At 37.8% G+C, this 26,388-nt stretch carries 21 protein-coding genes and 1 tRNA gene; 9 read left to right on the top strand and 13 right to left on the bottom strand.

Annotated features, from left to right (window positions below; translation table 11 throughout):
* Positions 1 to 53: 53 nt before the first annotated feature.
* On the bottom strand, positions 54 to 1,760 hold the full coding sequence (locus tag ACY650_RS15180; protein WP_462248571.1) for an amidohydrolase: 1,707 nt from the start codon (positions 1,758 to 1,760) through the stop codon (positions 54 to 56).
* Positions 1,761 to 1,812: 52 nt separating this feature from the next.
* Here ACY650_RS15180 and ACY650_RS15175 point away from each other — a divergent pair, with 52 nt between their 5' ends.
* The 3 genes from ACY650_RS15175 to ACY650_RS15165 all read left to right on the top strand — a co-directional run bounded on the left by ACY650_RS15175 (position 1,813) and on the right by ACY650_RS15165 (position 4,765).
* On the top strand, positions 1,813 to 2,304 hold the full coding sequence (locus ACY650_RS15175) for a hypothetical protein (protein ID WP_462248569.1): 492 nt from the start codon (positions 1,813 to 1,815) through the stop codon (positions 2,302 to 2,304).
* Between the two features lie 157 nt (positions 2,305 to 2,461).
* Positions 2,462 to 4,624 (top strand): 30S ribosomal protein S1, encoded by a 2,163-nt coding sequence (rpsA, locus tag ACY650_RS15170; RefSeq protein ID WP_462248568.1) that lies wholly within the window; start codon positions 2,462 to 2,464, stop codon positions 4,622 to 4,624.
* A 70-nt stretch (positions 4,625 to 4,694) separates the two neighbouring features.
* Positions 4,695 to 4,765: transfer RNA gene (locus ACY650_RS15165), tRNA-Cys, on the top strand.
* Between the two features lie 189 nt (positions 4,766 to 4,954).
* Here ACY650_RS15165 and ACY650_RS15160 read toward each other — a convergent pair.
* The 3 genes from ACY650_RS15160 to ACY650_RS15150 form a co-directional block, all read right to left on the bottom strand.
* The gene (locus ACY650_RS15160) at positions 4,955 to 5,389 is read right to left on the bottom strand and encodes a cupin domain-containing protein (RefSeq protein WP_462248566.1); all 435 of its coding nucleotides are present in this window, start codon (positions 5,387 to 5,389) and stop codon (positions 4,955 to 4,957) included.
* Between the two features lie 67 nt (positions 5,390 to 5,456).
* Entirely contained in the window at positions 5,457 to 5,981 is a 525-nt protein-coding gene (locus tag ACY650_RS15155; RefSeq protein ID WP_462248564.1) for a nuclear transport factor 2 family protein, read from the bottom strand.
* A 141-nt stretch (positions 5,982 to 6,122) separates the two neighbouring features.
* Positions 6,123 to 6,995 carry a helix-turn-helix domain-containing protein gene (locus ACY650_RS15150; protein WP_462248563.1) on the bottom strand — a complete coding sequence of 291 codons (873 nt, stop codon included), beginning with the start codon at positions 6,993 to 6,995 and terminating at the stop codon, positions 6,123 to 6,125.
* A 327-nt stretch (positions 6,996 to 7,322) separates the two neighbouring features.
* Between ACY650_RS15150 and ACY650_RS15145 the strand changes: the two genes are divergently transcribed.
* Positions 7,323 to 8,180: a DUF6089 family protein gene (locus tag ACY650_RS15145; RefSeq protein WP_462248561.1), complete on the top strand. Its 858-nt coding sequence runs from the start codon at positions 7,323 to 7,325 to the stop codon at positions 8,178 to 8,180.
* On the opposite strand, the gene ACY650_RS15140 is transcribed toward ACY650_RS15145, so the two are convergent.
* Positions 8,174 to 9,283: an aminotransferase class I/II-fold pyridoxal phosphate-dependent enzyme gene (locus ACY650_RS15140; protein WP_462248560.1), complete on the bottom strand. Its 1,110-nt coding sequence runs from the start codon at positions 9,281 to 9,283 to the stop codon at positions 8,174 to 8,176. The two genes, ACY650_RS15145 and ACY650_RS15140, sit on opposite strands and share 7 nt — an antisense overlap.
* Complete coding sequence (locus ACY650_RS15135; protein WP_462248558.1) at positions 9,280 to 9,900, bottom strand: sugar transferase; 621 nt, start codon at positions 9,898 to 9,900, stop codon at positions 9,280 to 9,282. The genes ACY650_RS15140 and ACY650_RS15135 overlap by 4 nt, the downstream gene beginning before the upstream one ends.
* A gap of 87 nt (positions 9,901 to 9,987) precedes the next feature.
* On the opposite strand from ACY650_RS15135, the gene ACY650_RS15130 reads away from it, so the two are divergent.
* Positions 9,988 to 12,432, top strand: coding sequence for a penicillin acylase family protein (locus ACY650_RS15130; RefSeq protein WP_462248556.1), 2,445 nt, complete (start codon positions 9,988 to 9,990; stop codon positions 12,430 to 12,432).
* The gene (locus tag ACY650_RS15125; RefSeq protein ID WP_462248554.1) at positions 12,429 to 12,800 is read left to right on the top strand and encodes a hypothetical protein; all 372 of its coding nucleotides are present in this window, start codon (positions 12,429 to 12,431) and stop codon (positions 12,798 to 12,800) included. The genes ACY650_RS15130 and ACY650_RS15125 overlap by 4 nt, the downstream gene beginning before the upstream one ends.
* A 2-nt stretch (positions 12,801 to 12,802) precedes the next feature.
* Here ACY650_RS15125 and ACY650_RS15120 read toward each other — a convergent pair whose 3' ends face one another.
* Positions 12,803 to 13,234 carry a DUF4920 domain-containing protein gene (locus ACY650_RS15120; protein ID WP_462248552.1) on the bottom strand — a complete coding sequence of 144 codons (432 nt, stop codon included), beginning with the start codon at positions 13,232 to 13,234 and terminating at the stop codon, positions 12,803 to 12,805.
* 205 nt (positions 13,235 to 13,439) lie between these two features.
* On the opposite strand from ACY650_RS15120, the gene ACY650_RS15115 reads away from it, so the two are divergent.
* Positions 13,440 to 13,625, top strand: coding sequence for a hypothetical protein (locus ACY650_RS15115; RefSeq protein ID WP_462248550.1), 186 nt, complete (start codon positions 13,440 to 13,442; stop codon positions 13,623 to 13,625).
* Between the two features lie 102 nt (positions 13,626 to 13,727).
* Positions 13,728 to 14,969 (top strand): tetratricopeptide repeat protein, encoded by a 1,242-nt coding sequence (locus ACY650_RS15110; RefSeq protein WP_462248548.1) that lies wholly within the window; start codon positions 13,728 to 13,730, stop codon positions 14,967 to 14,969.
* Here the strand turns inward: ACY650_RS15110 and ACY650_RS15105 are convergent.
* Both ACY650_RS15105 and ACY650_RS15100 read right to left on the bottom strand, forming a co-directional pair.
* On the bottom strand, positions 14,966 to 15,421 hold the full coding sequence (locus ACY650_RS15105) for a hypothetical protein (RefSeq protein ID WP_462248546.1): 456 nt from the start codon (positions 15,419 to 15,421) through the stop codon (positions 14,966 to 14,968). The two genes, ACY650_RS15110 and ACY650_RS15105, sit on opposite strands and share 4 nt — an antisense overlap.
* A 213-nt stretch (positions 15,422 to 15,634) precedes the next feature.
* On the bottom strand, positions 15,635 to 16,642 hold the full coding sequence (locus tag ACY650_RS15100) for a quinone oxidoreductase family protein (RefSeq protein WP_462248544.1): 1,008 nt from the start codon (positions 16,640 to 16,642) through the stop codon (positions 15,635 to 15,637).
* Positions 16,643 to 16,731: 89 nt separating this feature from the next.
* Here ACY650_RS15100 and ACY650_RS15095 point away from each other — a divergent pair, with 89 nt between their 5' ends.
* Complete coding sequence (locus tag ACY650_RS15095; protein WP_462248542.1) at positions 16,732 to 17,595, top strand: ABC transporter substrate-binding protein; 864 nt, start codon at positions 16,732 to 16,734, stop codon at positions 17,593 to 17,595.
* Positions 17,596 to 17,670: 75 nt separating this feature from the next.
* Here the strand turns inward: ACY650_RS15095 and ACY650_RS15090 are convergent, their stop codons facing one another.
* The 4 genes from ACY650_RS15090 to ACY650_RS15075 form a co-directional block, all read right to left on the bottom strand.
* The gene (locus ACY650_RS15090; protein WP_462248540.1) at positions 17,671 to 18,405 is read right to left on the bottom strand and encodes a pentapeptide repeat-containing protein; all 735 of its coding nucleotides are present in this window, start codon (positions 18,403 to 18,405) and stop codon (positions 17,671 to 17,673) included.
* Between the two features lie 298 nt (positions 18,406 to 18,703).
* Positions 18,704 to 19,570, bottom strand: a complete 867-nt coding sequence (locus ACY650_RS15085) for a hypothetical protein (protein WP_462248538.1) — start codon at positions 19,568 to 19,570, stop codon at positions 18,704 to 18,706.
* 605 nt (positions 19,571 to 20,175) lie between these two features.
* A complete protein-coding gene (locus tag ACY650_RS15080) occupies positions 20,176 to 23,046 on the bottom strand; it encodes a PD-(D/E)XK nuclease family protein (protein ID WP_462248536.1) in 2,871 nt (956 codons plus the stop codon).
* Positions 23,043 to 26,165: a UvrD-helicase domain-containing protein gene (locus ACY650_RS15075; protein ID WP_462248534.1), complete on the bottom strand. Its 3,123-nt coding sequence runs from the start codon at positions 26,163 to 26,165 to the stop codon at positions 23,043 to 23,045. The genes ACY650_RS15080 and ACY650_RS15075 overlap by 4 nt, the downstream gene beginning before the upstream one ends.
* Positions 26,166 to 26,388: the final 223 nt, after the last annotated feature.

Here is a 26,388-nt window from a genome sequence, read left to right as displayed (position 1 = left end):
ACGTCAATTGACGAACATGAGTTGATGAAAACGGTCAACATTAGGTCACACCTCTATTTTTTTTCATAGACAATTTCACCACCAATGACTGTCATTTCTACTTCAGTATTTAAAATTTCTTCTTCCTCGATGGTCATGATATCTTTATCAAAAATGGTTAAATCGGCCCATTTACCAACTTCAATGCTCCCCTTTCTATCTTCTCTAAATGCAGCATACGCCGCATCTAGCGTGTAAGACTTTAACGCTTGATCCCTGGTCATTTTTTCTGCTGGCTCATATCCCCCCTCTGGATTACCCTTCAAAGTTTTTCTACTCACAGATGCATAAAAACTTGCAAAAGGGGTAATTGGCTCTACAGGCGCATCTGTTCCATTTACAATGCGGGCGCCAGACTGAAGTAAAGACTGCCACATGTAAGCACCACCTCTAATACGCTTAGTCCCCAAGCGATTAATCGCCCATGGACGGTCTGAAGACATATGAACAGCCTGCATTGCTGGGATTACACCCATCTCTGCAAAACGAGGAATATCATCTGGATGAAAATGTTGGGCGTGTTCAATTCTAAAGCGCGGCTCCTTAGGCGCACCTTCTGGATATAGTTCGAATGTTCGCTCATAGATGTCCAAAACCTCTCTATTCGCTCTATCGCCTATCGCATGAACGCATACCTGAAAGCCTGCTTTGTATGCATTAGCAGTAATTTCCTCAATATCCTCCATTGGCATAACATTATGTCCATGCACACCAGGTGCGTCAGAGTATTCTTCGAGTAACCATGCACCTCTTGATCCAAGAGCACCGTCCGCATAGAGTTTCACTGATCGAACAGTTAATTGATTCTCATATATATCTTCTTCAATACCATTCCTGAAATATTCTTCCAAAAGTTCTGGATCTCGTCCGTTGAGCATGACATACAATCTTAATTTGAGTTCTCCTCTTTCAGCAAACTCCTTGTATAGATTGATATGATCCGGTCCTGAACCTGCTTGATGAAAGCCCGTGATTCCATACTTAAAACATTGATTCAATGCTAGTTTGAGTGCTTGCACATCACTTTCTTTGGTTTGCTCAGGGATAACCTTTGTTACAAGTCCTTGCGCAGTTTCGTTGAAAATGCCTGTTGGATTTCCACCAAGGCTCATGAAAATTTCGCCACCATCCGGCTGATCCGATTGGCCATCTATTCCAGCAACTTCCATCGCTTTGGCATTACCTAGTGCAGCATGTCCACTCGCATGTTTTAACCATACTGGGTGATTAGGAACTGCTTGACTTAGTAAATCGTGAGTAGGAAAACCTTTCGTCATCTCAGGCTTTTCGACCCACTTATCCTGATGCCACCCTCGTCCTAGAATCCAAGTTCCTTCCGGAGTATTCGCTGCGCGCGCTGCAACCATTTCAACAACCTCCTCATAGCTTTTAGCCTCTCTTAGATCAACATTTAACAAGTTATACCCAACTCCCATAATATGGGCATGACCTTCCGTTAGCCCCGGAATCATTGTTTTACCGTTGAGATCAATTATATGTGTACTATCTCCCTTAAATGCATCAACATCTATCTTGGTTCCAACATAAAGAAATGTATCAGCTTTAACTGCTACCGCCTCCACCTTGGGATTTGAATCATCCATGGTGTAGATATTTCCATTGAAGTAAATGCTATCCGCTTCCAATGTTGGAGTGTCGTTTGGCGCACAACTCACAAGAATCTGAAAAATGATTATATAAACGGTAAGGTATCTTTTCATAACAATTTTATATTCGCGACTAACATTATAAGTCAAAAGTAAATTATCACAAATGAAGCGGACCCTATTTTGTTTTTTTTCCATCCTATTGGTTCATGCGGTGACAGCACAAACTGAAGAACCACAGACGTCAAATTCGCCTGGACAAGTGGAAACCACATCTCCAGATGGCTTATCCATCACTATGGATGATTATAGAGCAATTGCTAAGAAGGTTGAAAACCGAGCAAAAAAAGTAGAAGAAAAGTATTTTATTCAGAAGCAGATAATTAATGAATACAGTGGAGCTACTACTTTTCAAAGAACTGCAGTAAAACCAAAGATTTATAAAGCAGGGCAAGTTCTTATTAAAGACAGTCAATCAAAACTTGAATCATATCCGGAAAATGATTTCAAATCACGGTATGTAATCCTAAAGCAAATTGATCGTGTGTACGATCGATTAACTTACTACAGTAGAGAATCAGATACACGTGCTATTGAAAAGCAACTTAAAAAGCTGAAAACAGCAGATGCTATTGCTCCAGTATTTTTTGGAGAATAATACGACGTATACTCCTTCTTTTTTAAAGAAATAATCTACCTTTGCGCTCCGTTCCAAAACGGAGCGTTCTGGTTTATATCAGATTATGTTTAACAAAAATGCTTGTCAGTGCCTGACTCCAACTGACAAAGTGTATTAAAGGGAGTCAATTTTTATTATGGCAAAGAAAGAAGAAACGCCTAAGACTGAAGAAAAATCTACAGAGAAGGCAACTGCTGCTAAGAAGACTACGACGAAAAAAGCAGCAACAAAAAAAGCGGACGAAAAAGAAGTGAAAGAAACGAAAGCCGCTACCAAAACAACAGCTAAGAAAGAAACCAAGGAAAAGGCTGAGAAGAAAGAAACTGTAAAAGCAGAAACTAAGAAGACTGAGAAGGAAGAAGTGAAAGAAGAAGTAGTTGCTAAAGCAGAAGAAGTAGCAGTTGAAGAGCCAAAAGCTGAGAAAAAAGAGAAGAAAGAGGCTAAAGCTGAAAAGCCTGCAAAAGTAGCAGAGCCAGAAATCGAGCCAGCTGGCGATTTCGATTTCGATGATGATGGTTTCGATGATGAGTATTCTGAAGCAGATCGTAAAGCAATGGAAAAGCTTTATGAAGATACGCTTACTGAAATCACTGAGAAAGAACTTATTAGCGGTACAGTAGTAGGTATTACTGACAGAGAAGTTATTGTAAACATTGGCTTCAAATCAGATGGACTAGTATCGCTTTCTGAATTCAGAGATATGCCAGACTTAAAACCTGGTGATGAAGTTCAGGTATATATTGAGGAGCAAGAAAATGCGAACGGGCAACTTGTTCTTTCTAGAAGAAAAGCTAAAATCGTTAAGGCTTGGGAATCTATCCAAGGAGCACTTGATAACGATGAGATTATTGAAGGATTTGTGAAGAGAAGAACCAAAGGTGGTTTGATCGTAGATGTTTACGGAGTAGAAGCATTCCTTCCAGGATCACAAATTGACGTTAAACCAATTAGAGATTTTGACATTTTCGTAGGTAAGTCTATGGAAGTTAAAGTTGTTAAAATCAACTACACTAATGATAACGTTGTTGTTTCTCACAAAGTACTAATCGAGAAAGATCTAGAGCAACAAAAAGCTGAAATCCTTAACAACCTTGAGAAAGGTCAAGTACTTGAAGGAGTTATTAAGAACATGACCAATTTCGGTGTATTCATCGATCTTGGAGGTGTTGACGGACTACTTCACATCACTGACATCAGTTGGGGACGAATCAATCACCCAGAAGAAGTACTTTCTTTGGATGAAAAAGTGAACGTTGTAGTTCTTGATTTCGATGACAATAAGCAGAGAATTTCTCTAGGAATGAAGCAACTTACTGATCATCCTTGGGACTCTCTTGATAAGGATATTGATGTTGGATCTAAGGTTAAAGGTAAGATCGTAAACGTAGCAGATTACGGAGCATTCCTTGAAATCATCCCTGGCGTTGAAGGACTTATCCACGTTTCTGAGATGTCTTGGTCTCAGCATTTGAGAAATCCTTCAGACTTCATCAATGTTGGAGATGAGATCGAAGCAGTAGTATTAACTATTGATAGAGAAGAAAGAAAAATGTCTGTTGGTATCAAGCAGCTTACTGAAGATCCATGGACTAAGCAAGATGTTCTTACAAACTATGCTATTGGTACCGAGCACAAAGGAACTGTTCGAAACCTTACCAACTTCGGTCTATTTATCGAGCTTGAAGAAGGAATCGATGGTCTAGTTCACGTTTCTGATTTGTCTTGGACTAAGAAAATCAAGCACCCGTCAGAATTCGTGAAAGTGGGTGATGAGCTTGAAGTGAAAGTAATGGAGCTTGATATTGAAAACAGGAGACTAGCTCTTAGCCACAAGCATCTTGAAGAAAACCCTTGGGATACGTTCGAAACAGTATTTACTAAAGGATCTACGCACAAGTGTACAATTACTAGCGTAACTGACAAGTCTGCTACAGTTGAGCTTCCTTACGGTCTTGAAGGACAAGTTCTTCCTAAGAACTTGAAGAAAGAAGATGGAACTAATGCTGCAGAGGGCGAGACGCTTGAGTTTAAAGTTCTTGAGTTCTCAAAGGATGATAAGAGAATCGTACTTTCTCACACTTCTATTTGGGATAAAGATGCAGAGCAACCAAAAGCAGCTGCCAAGAAGTCTAGCGGAGGCAAGAAAGGAAACACACTAGATAAGATCAACAAAGAAGTTGAGAAGTCTACACTGGGTGACCTTGATGCACTTTCTGCATTGAAAGACAAAATGGAAGATGCAGGTAAGGAGTCTGCTAAGAAAGCGACTAAAGCAAAAGCTAAAAAAGAAGAAGAGTAATTCAATTATATCGAGTCACCTGCTAATGTTAGGTGACTCGTTTTTCATACTTTTGCAATTAATATACTCTGGCGCTATGGCCGAGCGGCTAGGCAGAGGTCTGCAAAACCTTTTACAGCGGTTCGAATCCGCTTAGCGCCTCATACTACCCTGACAGTAATGTCAGGGTTTTTTATTTTATGTGCGGATTAGAACCGCAGGTTCGAAAGCGACTAACAGGAGCTTCGCGAGGGGATGTGCGGCATGCATGCGTGTATGAGCAACCCGCTTAGCGCCTCAATAAAAAAACCGACCAAATGGTCGGTTTTTGTTTTTAGACTCACCTAGATATCATTCTTCGTAAATATCAAATTCAGCCGAAATGGATTTCATGAGTTCTAGATCTGCAAAATCACTATCTGATAGTTGTGACAATTTTTCTAAATAAAGATCAAATTGTCCATCCTTGAATATGGTAAGCATCTTCCCTCCTGACTTACAACTAGCAGCATGCCAAACATTGGGAGGAACTGTTATTGTATCCCCTGCTTTTGCAGTGATGGTTTCATTGTCGAAAATAAGATCAATTTCACCTTCAAGAATGTAGAAGATCTCAGTCATAATTTTATGATGATGTCGTGCTAAAAAGAAACCTGGCTTTAAAGAATCTTCAACAAAACTTAGCTCACCATTTGTATTATTTGAGGAGAGCTTCACGTAGCAATGATCTTGTGAGTAATCATAGTCATCGCCTTCGCCATTTCTTATTACTTCAAAATTGTTCATTTCAATATTGGGTTAATTAGACAATAAAAAAGCTCCTTACTAAGGAGCTTATGCTGATTTACTATGGTTATACTCCATGATATTTATTGGAGACTTCATAACTATCTTCAAACCAATTCCAAAGAATGATCTTTCCATCTTTCACTTTTACGCGTAGCGCAAAAGTAAATTCCTTGGTTTCCTGATTTGAACTGGTAAGCAAACCAACCATCCGACCGAAAAACGCCGCAGTATCTCCACTGGCGAATGCGTCTTCAGTATTCCACTTTGTAGTCTTAAAATTTTTACCAAACAGGGGCATAAATTCTTCTAAAATTGCTTGCTTTCCTTTCCAAGGCCCTATCCAAGGCATACTCGCATCACCTTCGTTATGCCACACCATGTCATCATGCATAAGACTGATCATTCGTTCCATATCTCCTTTTCCCATAGCATCCATAAAGTCCATTGCTATGGATAGCGTTTCATCTCCTTGATCATTTTCAACCTCCTCGCGAACATCAGGAGATTGAGATTCATTAGAAGTTTTCTTTGGACTACATCCCACTAAAAAGGAAATAGCCAAAATAAGTACAATAAGTTGTGATCTCATAATTTTGAAATTGTTTAATTGATAACTCATCAATCTAATGATGAGATTAAGGCTAAAATAGGAATTCAATATGCTGATTTAGTGTAACAAGTGGCATATTAAATGTACAAATCGGAAATCGAATAAAATTCAAACTATGCGCTAACGAAACAACCTTCGGAAATTTTTAGGTGATTGGTTTGCATACTTCTTAAAAAACTTAAATAGATGTGACGGCTCCGCAAAACCACATTGATAAGCGATTTGAGAAGCACTTAATTGAGTGCTAATTAACAACCGCTTAATTTTCAATATGATAATATCATTTATTACTGTTTTAGCGGATTTACTAACAATCGCATGTGTAATATTATTCAGAGTTCTTGGTGTTACGTTCAGACAATCGGCATAGAAAGAAACACTCTTATTGGTACTGGCATTTGCCTTCACTAACTTTTGAAATTCCAGAAATTGATCGAGATACTTAGAGTGCTTAAGTATTTGATTTGTGGATGACTTAATCCTGAGAAGATGAGTGATAATAACATGAAGCAGACTGCGGATTAATTCTGACGAAAAGCCATCTTGAATGCTTTGAAACTCCAATTTTATTGAATCGATATAATCTAAAAACCGAGCTATCTGAGTTTCAGTCAATTGTAGTTTAGGTGAAATCAATTGCTCATTAAATAGTTGGAAGATCCTGTTCGCATTTTCAGCATTCAAATATTGCAGGATAAAGTCTTCCGTAAATACGAGAAGATATCCAGAGGCGTCACTTTTATAAAACTTATGAATGCTATCAGGGCCAATAGCGAATACTGTACCCCGCGTATATGAGCGGTCTTGAAAATTAATACTATGCTTACCATTCCCTTCTATGATAAAAAACAATGCAAAGAAGGTTAACCTATGATTTTCAAATTGATTGTGATCGGTGGGATTTAAATTTTGAATGTCAACTAAAGAAACTAGGTCAAAAAATGATCGAGTATCTTCTCCTTTATGAAACTTGATTTTCTTTATTTCTGACATAGGAACGTCATATAAACTTAAATTTAGTTGAACCACAACCAACTTCGTATTCAATTCCTATTTGGAATCTCAACAATCTAAGCATTTTACTTAATAACATTTAGGATTTTACCCTACCCCAGCCAAGCACAACACTCACGTAATATTGTATTGTATAACAATTAGTTATGACGACATTAATTTTCTCATTGATATTAGTAGCCGTGTTTGTAGCAACAGAACGAGCATGGTTTACCAGAAAAAGCAAACGATTAGGGTGATTATTTGTAGAAATTGTTTTCCGATCTATAAGGTCGGAAACTTTTCTGCAATATTTTTGAATCCTAAATGAGAAAACTCTTCACGATATTCTTACTTCTTTCTAGTTTAGTTGCCACGTCGCAAAACTTTCTATCATGGCAATTTAAGGATCGCTATTTTTCTTTTTCTGTCGGAACTGGTACCTCCACCTACTTTGGTGAGTTAAACAGCAAAAACTCAATCAACGACAACCTATCTCAAATCAATGTAGGCATAGAAGCGAGACTCCTCAATAGAATTGGAGCTAGAATTGATGCCAGCTATTTCACTCTTTCCGGATCAGATCAAAATGCTGCTGATAGCACCTTCGAACGTCAAAGGAACCTTTCTTTCAATTCTAGAAATTTTCACTTCCAACTTCATACCATCTACTATTTGAGGCCCTATCAAGGTGATTATTTCAAAAGATGGTCTTTCGACCCTTTTGTTTTCACTGGGGTTGGCTACATGAAATTCGATCCAACAGCAGAACTTGGTGGAGAAACCTACTCATTAAGAGAAGCATTGACCGAAGGCATAGAATATAAAACTTGGGTAACTACCATACCCGTTGGAATAGGAGCAAAATTCAAGGCAAACGAATTTCTTAACGTAAATCTCGAATTTTCATATCACTTCACATTTACAGACCATATCGACGATGTCTCCACTACATATGCTACGGAATTCGCAAATGCTACTTCCAGGTTACTAAGTGATCGCAAAGAAGAAGTGGGAGTGGTAAATCCAGATTTTTATGATCAAATCCAGCCTGGAACCCGCAGAGGAAATCCAGATAATAATGACAGCTTTTTGCAAATAACTTTAAGAGCGGAGCTTTTTATCCCACCCAATCTTTTTAGCCGAAAGAACAAGGCCGTTATCAAAAAACCTTCAGCCTACTGAAGAAACCAATCCTGAATAGTTTTAATTACGTGATGCTGTTGCTCTTCAGTTAATCCTGTTCCAGAGGGAAAACAAATACCCCTCTCATATAATTCTTCGCATTTTCCTTTTCCAATGAAAACTGAATCGGCATAGGCTTCCTGCAGATGCAAAGGTTTCCATAGTCTTCTGGCCTCGATATTATTACTATCTAAATAACTTATCAAATCACTCAAGGATCGACTTCTATCCTTTACTAATACTGAAGTAAGCCATCGATTTGAATAAGAATTTGCAGGTTCATCTAAGAATTCAAAATAAGTACCAAGCGCTTCTTTATATAATTTGTAGATAGCTCTTTTCTTTTCAATGAAAAGATCAAGTTTTGCGCTTTGAGCCAAACCGATTCCAGCTAATATATTGCTCATGCGATAATTATAACCTGCCTCTTTATGCTCATAGCTAGATGTACCAGAGTTAGCTTGAGTTGCTAAATACCGTCCTCTCTCCCATCCAATATCATCGCAGATTAATGCTCCTCCAGCGCTCGTAGTAATTATTTTATTTCCATTGAAAGAAATTATACCATAATCACCAAAACCTCCGACATACTTACCATTAAGTGTCGCGCCTAAAGACTCCGCAGCATCCTCAATAACCTTCACCTTGTATTCTTCAGCAATCTCAATAATTCGATCAATTTGCGCTGGCATACCATATAGGTGCGTTACAATAATTGCTTTTGGAAGTACTTCGGCTTTTGATAAATATGAGGCTAATATTTCAGGATCCAGGTTCCAACTCAATTCCTCGCTATCAATGAATATCGGAATTGCTCTTTCATACAATACAATATTTGCTGATGCAGCAAACGTGAAACTACTCACCACAACCCCATCTCCATCTTCTACTCCGCATAATATTAGAGCTAGATGTAGTGCTGAAGTACCAGAATTTACAGCTAAAACTGACCTACCACCAAAGTACCCTTCCAGCTTCTTTTCGAATTGCTCTAATGAAGGACCTATTGGTGCTATCCAGCCACTTGCTAAAGCATCTTGTACAAGTTCTCTCTCTTCCTCAGATATATTAGGAGGAGATAAATATATGCGTTGCTTGTTCACCTTTTTGAAGCGTAATCTGAAAACTTAATTGTCGGATCGCTTTTATAGGGAGTCTTATCTCCTTTTAAAAGTTCCCGAAAAGTTAGAAGTAATATCTTTAAATCAAGTCCTATAGATATGTTATCTACATAGAATACATCCTTTAACATACGCAGCCCCCAATCAATGTCATTCCTACCTTGAACTTGAGCCCAGCCTGTTATCCCTGGCTTAACGTAATGCCTTTTTACCTCATCTTTATTGTAATATGGCAAATACTCAGGGAGTAGTGGTCTCGGCCCGATAAAAGACATATCTCCTTTCAATACATTAATTATTTGCGGAACTTCATCCAACGATGTAGCCCGAAGTAACTTACCAATAGTACTTACGGTTTTCTCATCGCCATCCATTCCCATTGATCTTAACTTGTAGAGCGTGAATAGCTTCTCATCTTTTCCTACCCTTATTTGAGTAAATAGCGGAGATCTCCTTAAATCAATAAAAACGATAAGGAATAAAAACAGAACCAAAGGCACTAACAAAAGGGTGAGAAATACCGCCAAGAGAATATCAAAAAATGGCTTTATCGCCCCAACATAAATTTTACCTCTTACCATCGAGCTAAAAATAGGCATTACCCTATTTATTTGATATTTTTCAACCTGAAATTAGTTCATAAATCAATCAGCATTGAAATTGCCTGCAATGGCTATCTTCGAAATATGAAAACTTTTCGTTTTGTCCTCTCGCTTTCTATAACCTTAGCACTTGGTATTGCATTAAACACAAAAATTGGGGCTATCCCTCCTTTGGGAAAGTTCTTAAGTCCCTTTCATGGATTCTGGCAAAATGCTGAAAATGAAGCTATTGATATCACTTCATCATCAATTGAAAATGATTTAATTGATAGTGTAAATGTTCATTTTGATGATCTTTTGATTCCACACGTATTTGCAAGCAACGAAACCGACCTTTTTTTTACTCAGGGATATATCACTGCATACCATCGCCTTTGGCAAATGGAATTTCAACTATACTCCGCAGCGGGTAGACTAGCAGAACTACTAGGCCCTCAAGTTGGCAATACAAGTATTGTTGATATAGACCGGCAAATGAGAAGAATTGGATTAAAACATGGTGCTCAAAAGTCGGAAGAGCTATTCAAAAAAGAAGAACCAGAAATCTACGCTATGATTGAAGCCTACACCAACGGTGTTAATGCTTACATAGAAAGTCTTTCATATGCTGATTTACCAATCGAGTATAAGCTTCTCGATTACAAACCTGAGCCATGGACTACACTCAAGTGCTTTCTACTTATCTCAAATATGAACAACATGCTTTCTAGAGGAGAGAAAGATCTTGAACATACCAATGCGCTAAAAAAATGGGGACGCGAAACTTTCGAAATACTATATCCAGAAAGACCGGACAAAGTTGATCCTGTTATCCCAAGCGGCACATCTTATGACTTTGAGCCGATAATTGTTGAAATGCCAGAAGTAGATTTTCCTTTGGAATTCACAGATCCAATTATAGATGCACCTAACCCAGACAATGGAAGTAACAGCTTTGTTGTAAATGGCAATAAGACAGCAAATGGAAAAGTCATATTAGCTAACGAGCCAGATTTAAGTTTAAACCTTCCAAGCATTTGGTATGTAATGCAATTGAATGCACCAGGTATTAATGTAATGGGTGCCACACTTCCTGGAGGACCTGGTGTCATCATTGGATATAATGACTCAATCGCTTGGGGAAATACCAACGCAAAAAGAGACTTAGTTGATTGGTACTACATTCAATTCAAAGATGAAAGCAGAGAAGAATATCTATACAATGGCAATTGGGTACCAACTAAGAAAGTGGTTGAAGAAATAAAAGCCCGAGGTTCTTTTAGCTATTATGACACCATTATTTACACACACCACGGACCCGTGGTCTACGACAGAAATTTCAATAGTAGCAGGAGCGAGATTACTAATCTGGCAATGAAGTGGACGGCACATGAAGGCAGTAAAGAAATAAAGGCGCTATATCTGGGTAACAAAGCAAAAAACTATGACGAATTTGTCGAAGCCTTTACCTACTTCAGTGGACCACCACAGAACTATTCTTTTGCTTCTACTAACGGAGATATTGCTTTATGGATCAATGGTAAATTCCCTGTTAAGTGGGAAGAACAAGGCAAATTTTTAATGGATGGTAGTAATATCGATCATGATTGGAAAACATACATGCCTTCCTCTCACAACCTTCACGTTAAAAATCCACCCCAGAATTTCGTCAGTTCAGCTAATCAGCATGCAGCAGATAGCTTATATCCTTATTACCAATATGACTACAACTATGAGCACTATCGTGGTAGAAGGATAAATGATAGACTTAGAGTACTTGACAATATAGAAGTCCAGGATATGATGGATCTTCAACACGACAACTTTAATTATAATGCCTCGGAAGCTCTACCAATGATGTTGGATAGTTTGGACTCAGCGTCATTTACAGATCTAGAGTGGAAGTACTATAATAAACTCAAAGGCTGGGATTATTTTGCCAAGCCAGATATTGATGCACCGTCAATCTACGAATCCTGGTGGAGAAGATTAAATGCAAAACTCTGGGACGAAATTGATAGCAGCGATGTAAGGGTTTATCGACCAAACTGGTACAATACTGTGTTCATTTTAAAGACAAGTCCAGATTTCTTTATGATAGATAACCAATCCACTGATGTGATTGAATCAGCTGGTGATCTATTTAGGCTGACTTTTAAAGAGACTATCAATGCTTTAGAAGAGTATCTCTCTAAAGAAGGTAACTCATTGATGTGGTTTGAGTACAAAAACACAACCATCCGCCATTTACTACGAATAAACCCATTTAGTAAAAGTACCGTGAAAATTGGCGGATACAGATCGATAGTAAATGCCGCTTCCAGTTCTCATGGGCCTTCCTGGCGAATGATAGTAGAACTTGGAGATGGAGAAGTTAATGCATGGGGTGTTTATCCCGGAAGTCAATCAGGAAATCCGGGCAACCCTAAATACGGACATATGATTGATGATTGGGCTACAGGCGAATATTACAAAATGCTTTTTAGACCATCAATAAGTGCAACTGACGAAGACATTAAGCACAGTATTACATTAAAGAAAAGTAAATGAAACTGATTATAAGACTTATAGTAATTGGAGCGCTTACGTATTTTGTGTCTCCATATACCACATGGTGGGCAGCAATGGTAATTGCATTTGGAGTATGTTATGCTTCACCATCATCCGGCTTGAATGCTTTTGTAGCTGGATTTTTAGGTGTAGGTCTTGTTTGGATGGGCCATGCATGGAATATAGATGTTCAAAATTCATCTACTTTCAGTAATACCGTTGCTGAAATCATGCAGGTAGGCGACCCAATTCTCCTCGTTTTTGCTACAGGTTTAATTGGTGGGCTTGCCGGCGGATTTGCTTCTCTCACCGGCACGACCTTCCGTCAATTGTTTGTTAAACAAAAAAATCGAAGCTTATATAGCTAAAATTAGCTTTCTTTTACAAGTACTCCTTTGGCAACGAATGTGATGGTATTTCGCATAGACTCATCATATTCCTTGCCACCATCTTCCGCATAATGCCTAGCAACATCCTCATCAAGAACCTCTTCGCTGGCAATACCTTCAATAATTACCTCGCTACCACTTATGTCTTTTGGTACAAAAAATCCGTAATCTTTGAAAGTGACACGTACGTTGGCACCTTGATCATTTCTTAATGTCATCCAGCAGCCTTTCATTTGGCATACCTCTTCAATTGTCCCTCTTACTTTAAACGAATTCTCTTCTTCGCTCACTTGAGCAAGAAATTCATCTATTGATATCGCACTTTTTGGGGTGATTTCATCACCATGAGATCCAAATTTTTCAGCAGGTACGGTGCATGCGAAAGCGACCAAAATGAGTAATAAATAGCGCATAATTTTTAGTTGTTTTTTACGAAGATAAATGAGTGCATTTTATCGTAATAATTTTCCATTCAATAAAATTTTATTTTACACATAACTGTCTTGTAATCAAGTGTTTATTGTTACAAACATAAAAAAATAAAAAAACACTTTAGTTATGTGTAATATAAATTTATTTTCACTATATTTGAAGCATCATTAAATACCTTATTGAGTTATGAAAAGAAAACTATTTACAGTACTTGTGGTATTGGGAGCAATATCACTCACCGCATGTCAAGAAGACGCAGCTATGGAAGAACTATTACAGGATACTGAACTAAACGCTATGGCAGACAATGGCGAAGGAGACGATGATGATGATAGTGGAGACGGAGATAATATCCCAACGGGCGGAAACTAAGGTTAATATCACCTAAGCCTCGGTTTCACCGAAAGAATCCTAAAAACGCTGAAAAAACTCAGCGTTTTTTTTTATTATTGTTGGAGCGAACAGTTATTAGGAATGGTGAGGCATATACTGCTTATCTTATTTATTACTACATCTTATTTGGCCAGCTCATCAACAACACAAGTTGAGCTAGATCAAGTCTATTCGCTCACAAAGAACAATCTTGATTCTGCCTACACTCTTTCATATGAGCTTCTCAAAAAATATGACTCACAGGATGAGTATTATGGCTTGGTAAAGCTCAATTATTTATTGGGCTATTATCAAAGCAGAGAAGGTAACATTGGCAAGTCAGTACTACATTACTTAGAAGCAATTCGCTATGTAGATGAAGCAGACTACGATAATGTACAAAAAGATGCAATCGACATCAGACAAAACCTAGCTAATCTTTATCGGAAATTTAAAGCCAACGATCTAGCAATTAAATATTACAAAGAAGGCATTGAAATTGCTGACTGGCTAGATGATAGAAAGAAAATCAATAGTTTAAAGTTCAATTTAGCACTTACATATAAACAAGCTGATTACAACGAAGAGGCAATTGCTTTATTTAAAGAGTTACTCGATGTTTCTTCTACCAAAAGAAGATATAGAGTAATCAATGAACTTGGTTTGATCTTTAAAAACACGGGAGATTTCGAGAATGCAAAAGCATACTTTTTACAACTTCAAAATGTCGAAGACAAGTATCTCATCTATTCAGCTAAAGCTCTCCACAACCTTGGCAGGATGGAATATGACTCAAACAATCCAGAAAAAGCTATTGACTTAATAAGTCGATCAATAAGTATCAAAGAAAAAATCTCAGATGTTGACGAAAGAAGTCTTTTCATTTCTTACAAGACATTAGGTGAGTATTTGTTTAGTATGGGTGATCTATCAGCTACCGAAATCGCATATAATTCAGCTGAAAAACTGATTGATGCAGTTAAAGATGAATCTTTGTCTTTTGAGCTATATAGATCGATTTCGCAATTGAAGTACGAGACTGACAATCCCGAAAAAGCTAGAGATTATAGCAACCTATACTCTAAAGCTGTAGATGACTTTCTAGAATCACAACAAGATTTGCAAGCAATAGATCGCCAGTACAACATGGATCTCATCACCAAGCGCTATTTTGATGAAGTAGCAAAACAAGAAAGAATCTCAAATATTTTGTTCTATTCTAAAATGATATCGGGATCGCTCTTATTCCTTCTACTATTAACAGTAGGTTATAACTGGTACCAGAAAGTACAGCTCAGAAAGAGCATCATTCAGGACTTAATCAATTTGAAAGTTGTAGATTAAACTTTCAGCTTAAGCTTTTCTTTAAGAACATTCAACATTCCCTCCTGACGTTCGTGCAGTAGGATCAACTTGTTCTTTTGCTCAGCTGTTTCTTCCATCATGTAGTTTATTAGCTCTTCTAATTCAACTACTTCATGTGAATCAGGACGTTCAACTCTCATCTTAACAAACAACTCTTTTATTCGTGCTTGAAGATTAACGTGGGAAGGTGCAATTTCTGCAGAAGTAACAATATCGTCATTCCACATTGAGCCCTCACCTTTGATCAACCACTCAGCGTTTAGCTTGTCATAAGTATTAAGAATATTAAGTATGAGATCAAAGCTAGGCTTGCTTCGACGCCCTTTTATGATATTAAAAATAACCGTTACACTTACCTCTAAACTGTCCGAGAAAGACGTTGGGTTCATATCTAAAACCCTAATAAGCTTATAAATACGATCATTTATCATGTGATAAATTTAATAAAAAGTTTGGAAGACAAAAAAAGAAGGGTTACTTGTTGGTAACCCTTCATCATTAAGAACCAGCTATGGAAAATAGATACTCACTATCTATACTCGAATTTATAAGCTTTTAGCTCGTAAACAAAAGATTTTAGAATTTTTTTTATCAAATGATAATACCAAAGCGGTATTGGAGATAAAAATAAATTGTATACTAAATCACAGCTTAATAACTATTTTACCGACTGAATCACGAGATTCCATGTAGGTATGTGCATCAGGTAAGTCTGAAAAATCAAAGACTTTACCTACAATCGGCTTCAAATTATTATCCTTTGTGAATTTGTATAGCTCATCCCAGATATCTGAAGTCAATCCTTCGTTCTCTGTCAAATAGCCAATATGTGATGCAAAAATACCTTTACTCTCCGTTGCCATTTTCATCATATTGACTTTCGGAGCATCCAAATATGTCTTAACCCAAGAAATAGGATTCCAGATTTTCAGATTCATACTAGCAAATCCAATCACCACCAATCGACCGAAGGAGTCCAGTAATTTCATACTCTTCTTAAACACTTCGCCGCCTACTGTTTCTAATACACAATTAACTTTTCCTCCATCATTCATAATTACTGAATAAAAATCTTGGGTTCTATAGTTTACAGGTATTCCACCAAGCTTTTTAATCAGTTCGAGCTTCTCATCTTTACTTGCTGTTCCGTAGACTTTACATCCAAGAGAATGACCTACTTGTACAGCTGCAGTACCAACCCCACCTGCTGCAGCTTGAATAAGCACACGTTCACCTGCCTCTACCCTACAAAGCTTTTTTAATGCTACCCATGCTGTCATAAAATTGACCAGGTATGCCGCGTTTTCCTCCGGTGTGAATGATTCGAACGCAGGAAAACAAAGATGCTCCGGCGCACACACGTACTCAGCATACGATCCGTATTGCTGCCCAACTATCACCTTATCTCCTACTTTAAGTGCTTTTACGCCTGCGCCTACCTCAACAACTTCACCGTAGCATTCCATACCCATTACATACGGCTTTTTTGGTGCCCAACTATACTGTCCTTTTCTAGAAAGAATTTCCGCATAGTTGATTCCAATAGTGGCTATTTTAACTTTTACTTGACCTTGGCTAGGTGAAGGCTCTTGAATTTCTTCCATCTTCAGCACTTTGGCCTTTCCTGTCTTTCTAAGTCTATAGGCTTTCATAGGTAATTTTTGAGACGTTTCTAATTATTCTTTAATGCTGGGGCAATTTAATGCCTTAAATTCACCTCCGATAAAATTCAAGGTTTTTAATGGACAAAATTCGCATCGGTGGTGTTCCCGAACACTTCAATCTCCCTATACATCTTGCTATTAAAAAAGGATGGTTTGAACAAGAAGCTATTCAAGTTGAATGGATGGACTTTCCTGGCGGATCGGGAGACATGAAAGAGGCACTTAGAAATGGAGTAGCCGACATGTGTATTTTGCTAACGGAGGGAATTGTTACGGATATACTAAAAGGCAATCCGTCAAAAATCGTGAGTGGGTATGTAAAAACTTCATTGACATGGGGTATACACACTAGTATTAATCGCGCAGAAAGCCACACTTCAATATTTGATAAACGAATTGCAATTAGTCGATTTGGGTCAGGATCGCATCTTATGCCAATAGTAAATGCTATGATGAAAGATCAGACTATAAATGAAAATCAGTTTGTAGAAGTAAAAGACATCAATGGAGGCATCCGTGCGCTAAATGATAATTTGGCTGATATCTTTTATTGGGAAAAATATACTACTAAACCTTATTTAGAAAAGGGAAAACTCAAGAAAGTGGATGAATTTATATCGCCATGGCCTTGCTTCATGATTGCTGCTACTAATCAGATAATTGATTCTAAGCCAGAAGTTGTAAGTCGCTTATTAAAGATTATCTACAAGGCCAGTCAGTATTTCATGGAGCTTGATAATGCTGTTGAATTGGTTATTGAAAAATTTGGCTTAAATAAAAAAGATGCTGCACGCTGGTATCATGCTACCGAATGGTCTATCAATGGCTGGGTTAGCAATAAAATGCTAGACGGCGTCCTCTATTCATTGAAAGAAGCGAAAATTGTAGGAAGTGAAACAACTACAGAGGGCATCATTTGGAAGCGAAATGAGCGAAGTTAAAAAGCCTCAATCAACTTTCTGAATGAGGCTTAGTAGAGTCACGAGTTGGTATTCGTGTATATATATGAAGAGAGATTAATTTCTGGTCTCTATAAGATAGTTTGTAAAGCTTCTTCCATTAATTTTTGTGTACTTAGCATCGATATCATCTCTGACATTAAGACCTGCGATATCGAAATCCCCTCGAGCCTTCATGTATTTGATGTTCCATGATTCTTCAAACACAGCATCTTTAAAGCTTGCACCTTCATCAAATTGCGCATACTTGAATGTTGCATCATCATCAAAATAGGTATTTGAAAAATCTGCAGGCTCGTCAAATTCTGCATACTTAAATGTTGTCTTCCTTTGGAATTTTGCTCCTGAAAAATCTACATCTCCGTCAAAATCTGAGTATTTAAACATCGCATTCCGCTTAAATTCACAATTTTTAAATATGACATCCCTGTCAAAATCTGCAGTAAAGGTGTACCCAGATGGATCATCATGAATGTAAGCAAGTACATCATCCTGGAATGTGCAGTTGACAAATGAGATACTTACATCGATAGATTCTTCAACAGTATTACCTCCATTGTTCCACCATTTTGATTTTTTAGGTAGATCTGGCATTTTATCTTCCATATAAGTAAAATCCAGATCCCCGACGATGGTCTTATTCTCGTACGAGATGCTCTTACCTTCTCTTATGTCTTCCATAATATCTGAAGCAGAGACAGTGTTCTGCGCAAAGGCCCTTAGCATAAAAATGCCAAAAAAGAGCAACATTGCAATTCTTAGTTTAGTCGATAATGATTCTGAGATTTCCATATCCGTTTTTTATCAGGTGTTTGTATTATAGATGCAGCTACTCAAAAAAAGTTGCATCTTCTATAAATAAGTACCTAAGTACCCCCTAATAGTTACAATGGAATGGAGATCGGTAAAAAAATAATGTTGAATGGCAGTCTATTAAAATCCAAAGGCGAGGGTTTCTCGCCTTTGGGTTGGTGTGGCCTAAACAGCGTATAGCTATCAGGTCCAATCTAACCTCCTTATGGACTTAGCATTGAAACTAAACCCACAATTAATTTACATTTTTTTAAGGTCTTATCAAAGTGAAACGCATCTAATGTTTTTGAGAAAGTGACTTTCCTACTTCTTTGATTACGTCATCAAGATTTACTGCAGATACTTTCAATATATCCATTAACTCCTTGGTTTTATTAGCGTCTCTTTCATCTGTAAGGTGATTTACCGCACCTAAAATATTAGCCAATGGGGCCCTCACTAAATGTGAATTCATGAATGCAAACTTTTCAAGTTTTTCATTTCTTTCTTCTATATCCTTAGTTCGTTGCTCGACAATTCCTTCTAGCGAGCCATTCATTTCCTTCAATTGACTAATCAACTCGACAACCTCACGATTTTTAGATCTTAGTTTACTGTAGGCTCTTCCTAAAAGGGAGTACAATGAGGCAAAACAAAAAACAACAGTAATATTGAATATTGTACCCGCAAAGGCATAAGGTAAATATGGTATCTCAGCTATATATGCTCCTCCATTAACCGAATTTCCATAAATAACATCCATCCAAATGGTGGTCAATGTAACCAACAACCATATATATGAAGAACGAAGGTTTCCGAATATAAATGCCAATAGCGGGATCGCTGGCATCCAATAGACAAAAACATGAAAGGTATTAGGAAGCATATAAATGCTTACCTGAAACATGATGTACAGTATCAGTAATTGGGCATGGCCAATTAGCTTGGAATTACCATAATACTTTGCCCACACTAGTAAAATGAAATTCGCACCAAAAAGTGGCAATATCAAACTAAGAGAAGTGGCTCGAAGGTCTACTAAATATTCCCCTATTGCTAGGCATCCTATCAAAACGGTTAGAATAGTAATAGTAATAAGTTGAGTGCCTTCCGATTTTGGAATATTATAATCTTTGAGAAGCCAACCTCTAAGTTTCAAATCCATATTTCATAGCTGATGGTACAATTCCAAGATAGAGAATTTTGATAAGATCAGTTCTCAATATCAATAAATAAAAAACCCTCACTTAATAGTGAGGATTTAGTCGTAAGTATGAAGAGGCTCTTATATCCAAGCACTGCTTGGAACAATATCTTATAATAGTATCTCCGCGTATGCGCGAAAAACAAACATTCCTACTAGGATTAGCATCCCTATTCGGATTTTCATCGAAGACGATTTAGATAATTCCATGGCGGTGGAGAAGTTTTAAAGTGTGATTACAATACAAAGATCAACATGGCATACGAAAAGTTGCAGTGAGGGTTTGATTATTTACAAATTCTTAATAATTCGATTATTACCAAATAAATACCCCCCTTTATTTAATAATAAATCCATAATACGAATTTTTATTTCGTTAATTGATTTAGAGAAATAAAAAAGCCCCATCAAAAAGATGGGGCTAACCACTCTACCTAAGCTACCTAATCACCAACCTAAATCATTTGGCTTTTAGACAATATCAAAATCATTTTTAAAACGATAGATTAAGGTCAATAAGGGTGCCAGCAATTCTTAAAAAATGTTAAAGATGTAAAAGCGTGAGGCTATCGCTCGCAAATGCCTTTGAAATCACAGAAACTGCACTTTCTAAGATCCTCCGTTTGAGAAAAAGGGACCTCTTTGCTGTAAATTTCTTCTAATAATGCTTTCATACGTTCTTCAAATGCTGGAAGAAAGCCTCTAGCATCAGCAATAGGATTGCCTTTGGTTTTTAATCGAAAGTCAAAGTCAGATTTGAAAAACTGCTTGATGTTTATAAGCCCCGGAACAATTGGACTATCCTGACCATATTTGGAAGCATATAACCAAGCATAGAAGAATGTCTGATATCCAGCTTTCCTACCAGCTTGGAATTTGTAGAATACCTCTGGATTGAAGATGTTTTCAAATTGACCAATCTCTGTTTCATCTCGACCGGTCTTATAATCAAGCACTCTTACAGTACCATCCTTTTTATCAACTCTATCAATATCAGCTCCAAGCTTAACGCGTACTTTCTTATCATTTGGTGAAATTTCAAAAAAGCGCTCATACTTATCTTCAGCTTCCAGACTCACTACTTCGAAGGGTACATACTTTTTATCCATTTCGATTACCTGCTTCACAAACTTTCTGATAATCTCCGCCATTACCACGTTTCGATCTTTAAACTCAAAACGTTTCTTTGTCTTCATCCCAAATTCTTCTTTGAATGCTTTCTCCATCGCACCATCAATAGAGCTTTCCATTCGAAAGAAGTCGCTTTCATCAATAACTCTTCCCCCTTTCTCCCTCATTGTGTCGAGGTAGAGGTATTCTAGTGTTCTATGAAGTGCATTTCCAAAATGTCGGGCATTGAGGTCATCGCTCATTTCATCACCTGAAAACAATCGTAGTACATATCTGAAATAGAATTTCAGCTTACAATCAAGGTAAATATTCAATGCGGAGGCAGACAAGCGGCGTTGATCAAGATCCGGAACATCGTCAGTATAAATCGCCAACTTATTTAATACTTCATCTGTCGTCTCGATACTTATTGGTCGTATTTCATTTACTTGAACCGAATTGCTCAGCTTTTTACGATTAACATCCAATCCACTTTCCAACTCCACTTGGCGAATGAATCTACTCACCTCCCCACTTAGTCCAAAATCGGCGAACATGTTGAAATAGAAGTATAGCTTCTCGGCGTTATGAAACAGTCGATAGAATAAGTAAGCATAGATTGCGTCTTGCGTCTCAAAAGTTGGTAATTCAAATGCTTTGCGTATCCGATAAGGAATGAAAGAACCAGCGCGTTGCGATGCCGGAAATATATCTTCATTCATATTCAACATCAAGACATGCTTGAAGTCCAGATTACGCGTTTCTAAAACTCCCATTACCTGTAATCCCTCAACCGGTTCCCCCGTAAATGGAATCTTGACTGATCGTGTAGTTTTTCTAAATAGGCTCTTGTACGTCTTAATATCAATAACAGCAGACTGCTTATCCAGGATTTCACTTAAGCGAGATAACAATTGTTGAAAATGATAGAGGTACTCCCTTTCTAGCCCAAATCGCTCGACTACTTGTTCTCCAAGAATGAGAATGATAGATTTTAAATATTCGGTCAGGCTTTCGTGTTCTCCTACTTGTCTGAAAATAGTATTTAGAACAGTGGACTGGATATTTAGAATTTCTTTTTGAAAAACCCGGATTTGATTTTTCTTCTTTATCTCGCTGATGAGCTTATCCAGAGGGTTCTTATCCTCTTTATATAAGTACGGATGGCTTAAAATATCAATGGTTGGCTTGTGATAAAATGACAATCCATTCTCAGGTGATAGGCTTGCATGCTCTTGTAGCTCAATTGCGGCTTCAAGCAATCCATAAAGCGGTGTATCCTTTAGCGGATATCCCATTGTTACATTTAGCTTATCAACCTTTTCAGGAATCGCATTGAGAATTGGGAATAGCATGTAATCCTGCGGCAGGACGATTACAATTTCTTCTTTTGTCGCCCCATTATCCAGAAGTCTATCTACCTCCTCCCCTATCAATTTTGCTTGACCTACTTCTAAAGAAACACCAGTAACATCTACCTCTTTCGGGCTTTTAACCTTTTCGGGAAGCGGGTTCGGAAAGCTATTACCTAGTATTGGATCCTTTGAATACTTCCTTAGAAAATCTCCGGCTTCCTGATTAGAATCATTAATATAATATGCATCGATATCCCAAAGTATCTCCGCGTTGTAATTCGAAACGAAGTGCTTCATTAGCACCTCCTCTGCAGGGGTAAGCGCATTGAAACCAGCAAATACAATGGGCTTATTTGCATTGTGTCTAATGCTTTCAATATTTTCAACTAACTCACGATACACATGAGAAGTGTATCCTATCCTCTGCTCTTTAATCCGCTGCTTAAACGTTTCATAAACAGGCATTAGTATTCTCCAGGTTTCTACAAATTGTTCCTGCGTTTTGGTTGCTGCTGGGAGAAACTCCTGCCAGAATTTCTTAATTATTGCCTCTTGCTCCTCATCCAAAAAGTAGAAATCCTCTGCTAGTTGTCTATCATCTTTAACATATGTGAAAAGCTGCTTGGGATTAACCAGGTAGTGATCTACCTCTTCAAAATCTCTCAGTAGCATTTCGCCCCAGAAGTAAAAAGATTCAAACCCTTCTGATTGACTTTGATGTGTCTTGAAGGATTCAAACAATTCAAAAATCAAGGTTAGCGGATCAGTCTTCTTTGTATTTGAATATGAGAAGAGAAAATCTTCGAGACTTAAAGTTCTTGGTGACCAAACAGGTTTGTCAACCTTCTGAGACAAGTATTTTTTGAGAAATAGTCCAGCTCTTCGGTTAGGGAAGACTACAATACAATCACCTAAGTTGTTGCGGTGATTCGTTAGTAAATGGCTTGCTACTTCAGAAAGGAATACACTCATACCTCTTTAACCTCCCCATTGTTTAAATACAGCAAAAACCCCTTTGTATGATATCCCATTTCGTTTAGGAGCGCTGTGTACTCCTGCACCTGTTTATTATCCTGTGATTTAGGCACTCCACTTTTAAAATCTACTACAGTTGCGCTATCACCATCGATGACCACTCGATCCATTCTTTTTACTTCACCATCTTTAGGCAACACCACTACTTCAGTCTTTACCTCTCCTTTCCCACTAAACCATGATTTCACTTGATCATCCTTCCAAAGCGTATTGATCATATTTTCATATCTGAGACGATCTTCATTCGTGATCTGCATACCAAGTTCATACTTATCTAATACGCGCTTTGTATCTTCAAAATGAATGATCTCAGATAATATTTGATGCAGCAGAATCCCTTCATTTCTACTTTTTTCTACTTCATCATCATAATATGCTTTGCCGGTTTTCCTAACTTTTAGCTTAGCACTCCATTTATTTGATGCATAATTTTTTAGATGAACCATCGCATCCTCGGACACTCTATGCTTGATTGGTACATCGCCTTTATTAAAAGTATTTGTTCCTCCGTCCCATCCTGTCAACTCGTTTTCTTCGAAGAAACTCCAAAGTAGCTTACTTGCATTACTATACATCTTATCCTTCTTGGAAGGCGGCGGTTCACAATGAACAAAAAGTGCTGACTCTGCTCTTGTAAATGCTACATAAAGCACATTCAAACTCTCAAGATGCCATTTGGCAAACTCTTTCTGATAGCTTTCAACAAATTGCGTATTTTCAAGTTCGGACTTGTAGTCGACAGGTAAATTTTCTCCCTCCTGATATGGGGACTCATACCATACCGGCTTTGACCTACTGTTCATATCGAAATTGCAAAACGGCACAAATACTATTGGATATTGTAATCCTTTAGATTTATGAGAAGTTATTACCTCTACAGCGTCCAAAGCACCCGTCAGTTGCACCGACCTTTTGCGACCATTGTCTTCCCACCACTCCATAAATAGTCTCAAATCTGATCGGTTATTCTTTGTGAATTCCAGAACTGCATCCTGAAATGCCTGCAGATAAACAAACTCTGACTGGAGTGTATTGAGCTCAAATGTTCTTATTAGCACTTCGACCAATTCTAAAATTGGTAAGTGGAGCAAGTGTTGTTTGAATTTTGTGAAACTCCCCGGTAATCCTGAATTTGCCAGATTTGAAAAATCTTTATGATCATTAAATCCGCGATTTTTAATGGCCTTCTGATAGCGATAGGTAAGGTCCGCTTTGATGCTGATGTCATTAGGATTAATGAGGTGATTAAACGCAGACAACATTAATTGAACAACACCCGAATTCTCTAATAACATCCCTTCTGCAGAAATAACTTCAATCTCTGTCTTATTCGCCCTTCGATAATCCAGAACATAGTTGACAATATCTGTGGCTTCTTTATTGGTTCTTACCAAGATTGCCATATCGTTGAGAAGATGTCCTTCCTTTAGCAATGCCTCCATTTTCTCAACTGTTTGTTCCATGGAGCGTAGCTTCCACTCATTCTTTTCAGACTCTAGAAACTCGAGTTGCACAAGGCCTTCTACGTTTTCATTTTTAGCAGCAATTTCTTGAGCAACTCCATCGTAAGTCTTTCGAATCATCTGACCTTCTTCATCAGATATAGCTTCCCCCATTTCTGATACCATAATTTCAGGAAGCTTTGTAAATAGCAGGTTATTAAACTCCACTACATTTTTAGCACTTCTGTAGTTGGTACTTTTTGTCGGATCAACTTCCGTTTGGGGAACATCTTCCTCTACTTTATTAAGTAAGAGCGTAGGATCTCCACCTCTCCATCCATAAATGGATTGTTTGGCATCACCAACTATGATATTCGCATGACCATTGGCTAAGCTTTCCTCAAGTAGTGGCCTAAAGTTGTTCCACTGAAACTGGGAAGTATCTTGAAATTCGTCTATCAAGAAGTGAGAATACCACGTTCCAACCTTTTCATATATGAAAGGTGATCCTGTATCATCGATAATTTGAGAAAGAAAGTCTGGCAAATCCGAGATCATGATTACCTCTTCTTCTCTTTTATAATCTTGAAGTCTTTGAGACAGATCTGTCATCAACCCCAACGTATACAGGTGTTTCAAGACAGCATTTGCAGTATAGTAATCGCGTTTATTTTGCTCGATATAATCTAAAGCCTGATTTACTAACGGGATTAATTCATTTTCAGCAACCTGTATAATCAAATCCCTCAAATCACTTGACTTGGACGTCCAGGCAGCTGGATCTAGTCTGGCCGCCTCTACCCGTTTGGTCAAAAGACTTTCAAACTCTTTTTTCTTTAGTTTAATGAAAAATCCACCTGGTCCTGAAGCTTTATAATTAAGATCGTCAACTGACAGTGAAGACTTCTGCATGGCCTCATCGAACTGCTCTGCTATTTTCGCTAGAAACTCTTCGAATACTTTCTTCTTCTTTATCAGCTCATTCTTCAGCTCCTTGATCTTATCCTTTACTTGATCATCCACAAACTGACCTTGAGGTAATTTTTTAAATTCTTCTTGGAATAGCTGGCGTGCCAGTTTGCTTACTTGTCCCTTGGTCTCGTATCCTTCGCCACTTGATAGTCCTTCCATGGAGAATTCAACCAACCAGTCGCGCAGTTGCCTATTTTCCTCAACTCCCTCGTATACATTGGAAGTGATGTACTCAGCAACCTTATCCTGATCTAATTCTATACCGAAGCTTCCTTGAAGTCCAATCTCGCGAGAAAAGGATCTGATTACTCTATGAAAGAAGGTATCAATGGTGGTAATATTAAAGTAGCCGTAGTGATGCAATAAATGAGTCAAAGCATCATTGGCAGCTTTAATAATCTGATCTCGAGATTTATCTAAGTCTTTTTCAAATACTGGTATGAGTTCGTGATTCCCTTTTGCAATATCTATCAGAAACTCAAGCACCCGCTCCTTCATTTCTTCAGCTGCTCGGTTGGTAAACGTCACAGCTAAGATCTTTTGATAGTAATCTCTCGATCGCAATGCAAGCCTCAAGTATTCTTTGGCAAGGGTGTATGTTTTGCCAGATCCTGCTGAAGATCGATAGATTGTGAGGGACATGTTACGAAAATAGGTGGAAGCCTACATAACACCGCCTTAACATTGGTTTAGTTATCCACAAAATGTCCATTTCAACCTTCTAACGCCCATATTTATCGAAGAAATCTTCCAATGTTACCTGAATGTTAACAAAAAGTTATCGAAATTTTGATTTTATGTAAACTATTGGTAACATTACAATGTAGTTAGTTTAACATTCAGGAAATATTAAGAGAAGGAGATT

The sequence above is a fragment of the Ekhidna sp. genome (assembly GCF_963691765.1).
Lineage (GTDB): Bacteria > Bacteroidota > Bacteroidia > Cytophagales > Cyclobacteriaceae > Ekhidna.
Note: the sequence above shows the minus strand (reverse complement) of the source record. Positions and strands in the feature narration are given on the sequence as shown.

What these genes read in the sequence shown, in the direction of transcription:
- ACY650_RS15125 (WP_462248554.1), top strand. Translation starts at nt 12,429, where the DNA reads ATGAAACTGATTATAAGACTTATAGTAATTGGAGCGCTTACGTATTTT.
- ACY650_RS15115 (WP_462248550.1), top strand. Translation starts at nt 13,440, where the DNA reads ATGAAAAGAAAACTATTTACAGTACTTGTGGTATTGGGAGCAATATCA.
- ACY650_RS15075 (WP_462248534.1), bottom strand. Translation starts at nt 26,165, where the DNA reads ATGTCCCTCACAATCTATCGATCTTCAGCAGGATCTGGCAAAACATAC.
- ACY650_RS15100 (WP_462248544.1), bottom strand. Translation starts at nt 16,642, where the DNA reads ATGAAAGCCTATAGACTTAGAAAGACAGGAAAGGCCAAAGTGCTGAAG.
- ACY650_RS15135 (WP_462248558.1), bottom strand. Translation starts at nt 9,900, where the DNA reads ATGCCTATTTTTAGCTCGATGGTAAGAGGTAAAATTTATGTTGGGGCG.
- ACY650_RS15105 (WP_462248546.1), bottom strand. Translation starts at nt 15,421, where the DNA reads ATGATAAATGATCGTATTTATAAGCTTATTAGGGTTTTAGATATGAAC.
- ACY650_RS15090 (WP_462248540.1), bottom strand. Translation starts at nt 18,405, where the DNA reads ATGGAAATCTCAGAATCATTATCGACTAAACTAAGAATTGCAATGTTG.
- ACY650_RS15175 (WP_462248569.1), top strand. Translation starts at nt 1,813, where the DNA reads ATGAAGCGGACCCTATTTTGTTTTTTTTCCATCCTATTGGTTCATGCG.
- ACY650_RS15120 (WP_462248552.1), bottom strand. Translation starts at nt 13,234, where the DNA reads ATGCGCTATTTATTACTCATTTTGGTCGCTTTCGCATGCACCGTACCT.
- ACY650_RS15150 (WP_462248563.1), bottom strand. Translation starts at nt 6,995, where the DNA reads ATGTCAGAAATAAAGAAAATCAAGTTTCATAAAGGAGAAGATACTCGA.
- ACY650_RS15145 (WP_462248561.1), top strand. Translation starts at nt 7,323, where the DNA reads ATGAGAAAACTCTTCACGATATTCTTACTTCTTTCTAGTTTAGTTGCC.
- ACY650_RS15180 (WP_462248571.1), bottom strand. Translation starts at nt 1,760, where the DNA reads ATGAAAAGATACCTTACCGTTTATATAATCATTTTTCAGATTCTTGTG.
- rpsA (WP_462248568.1), top strand. Translation starts at nt 2,462, where the DNA reads ATGGCAAAGAAAGAAGAAACGCCTAAGACTGAAGAAAAATCTACAGAG.
- ACY650_RS15160 (WP_462248566.1), bottom strand. Translation starts at nt 5,389, where the DNA reads ATGAACAATTTTGAAGTAATAAGAAATGGCGAAGGCGATGACTATGAT.
- ACY650_RS15155 (WP_462248564.1), bottom strand. Translation starts at nt 5,981, where the DNA reads ATGAGATCACAACTTATTGTACTTATTTTGGCTATTTCCTTTTTAGTG.
- ACY650_RS15095 (WP_462248542.1), top strand. Translation starts at nt 16,732, where the DNA reads ATGGACAAAATTCGCATCGGTGGTGTTCCCGAACACTTCAATCTCCCT.
- ACY650_RS15130 (WP_462248556.1), top strand. Translation starts at nt 9,988, where the DNA reads ATGAAAACTTTTCGTTTTGTCCTCTCGCTTTCTATAACCTTAGCACTT.
- ACY650_RS15085 (WP_462248538.1), bottom strand. Translation starts at nt 19,570, where the DNA reads ATGGATTTGAAACTTAGAGGTTGGCTTCTCAAAGATTATAATATTCCA.
- ACY650_RS15080 (WP_462248536.1), bottom strand. Translation starts at nt 23,046, where the DNA reads ATGAGTGTATTCCTTTCTGAAGTAGCAAGCCATTTACTAACGAATCAC.
- ACY650_RS15110 (WP_462248548.1), top strand. Translation starts at nt 13,728, where the DNA reads ATGGTGAGGCATATACTGCTTATCTTATTTATTACTACATCTTATTTG.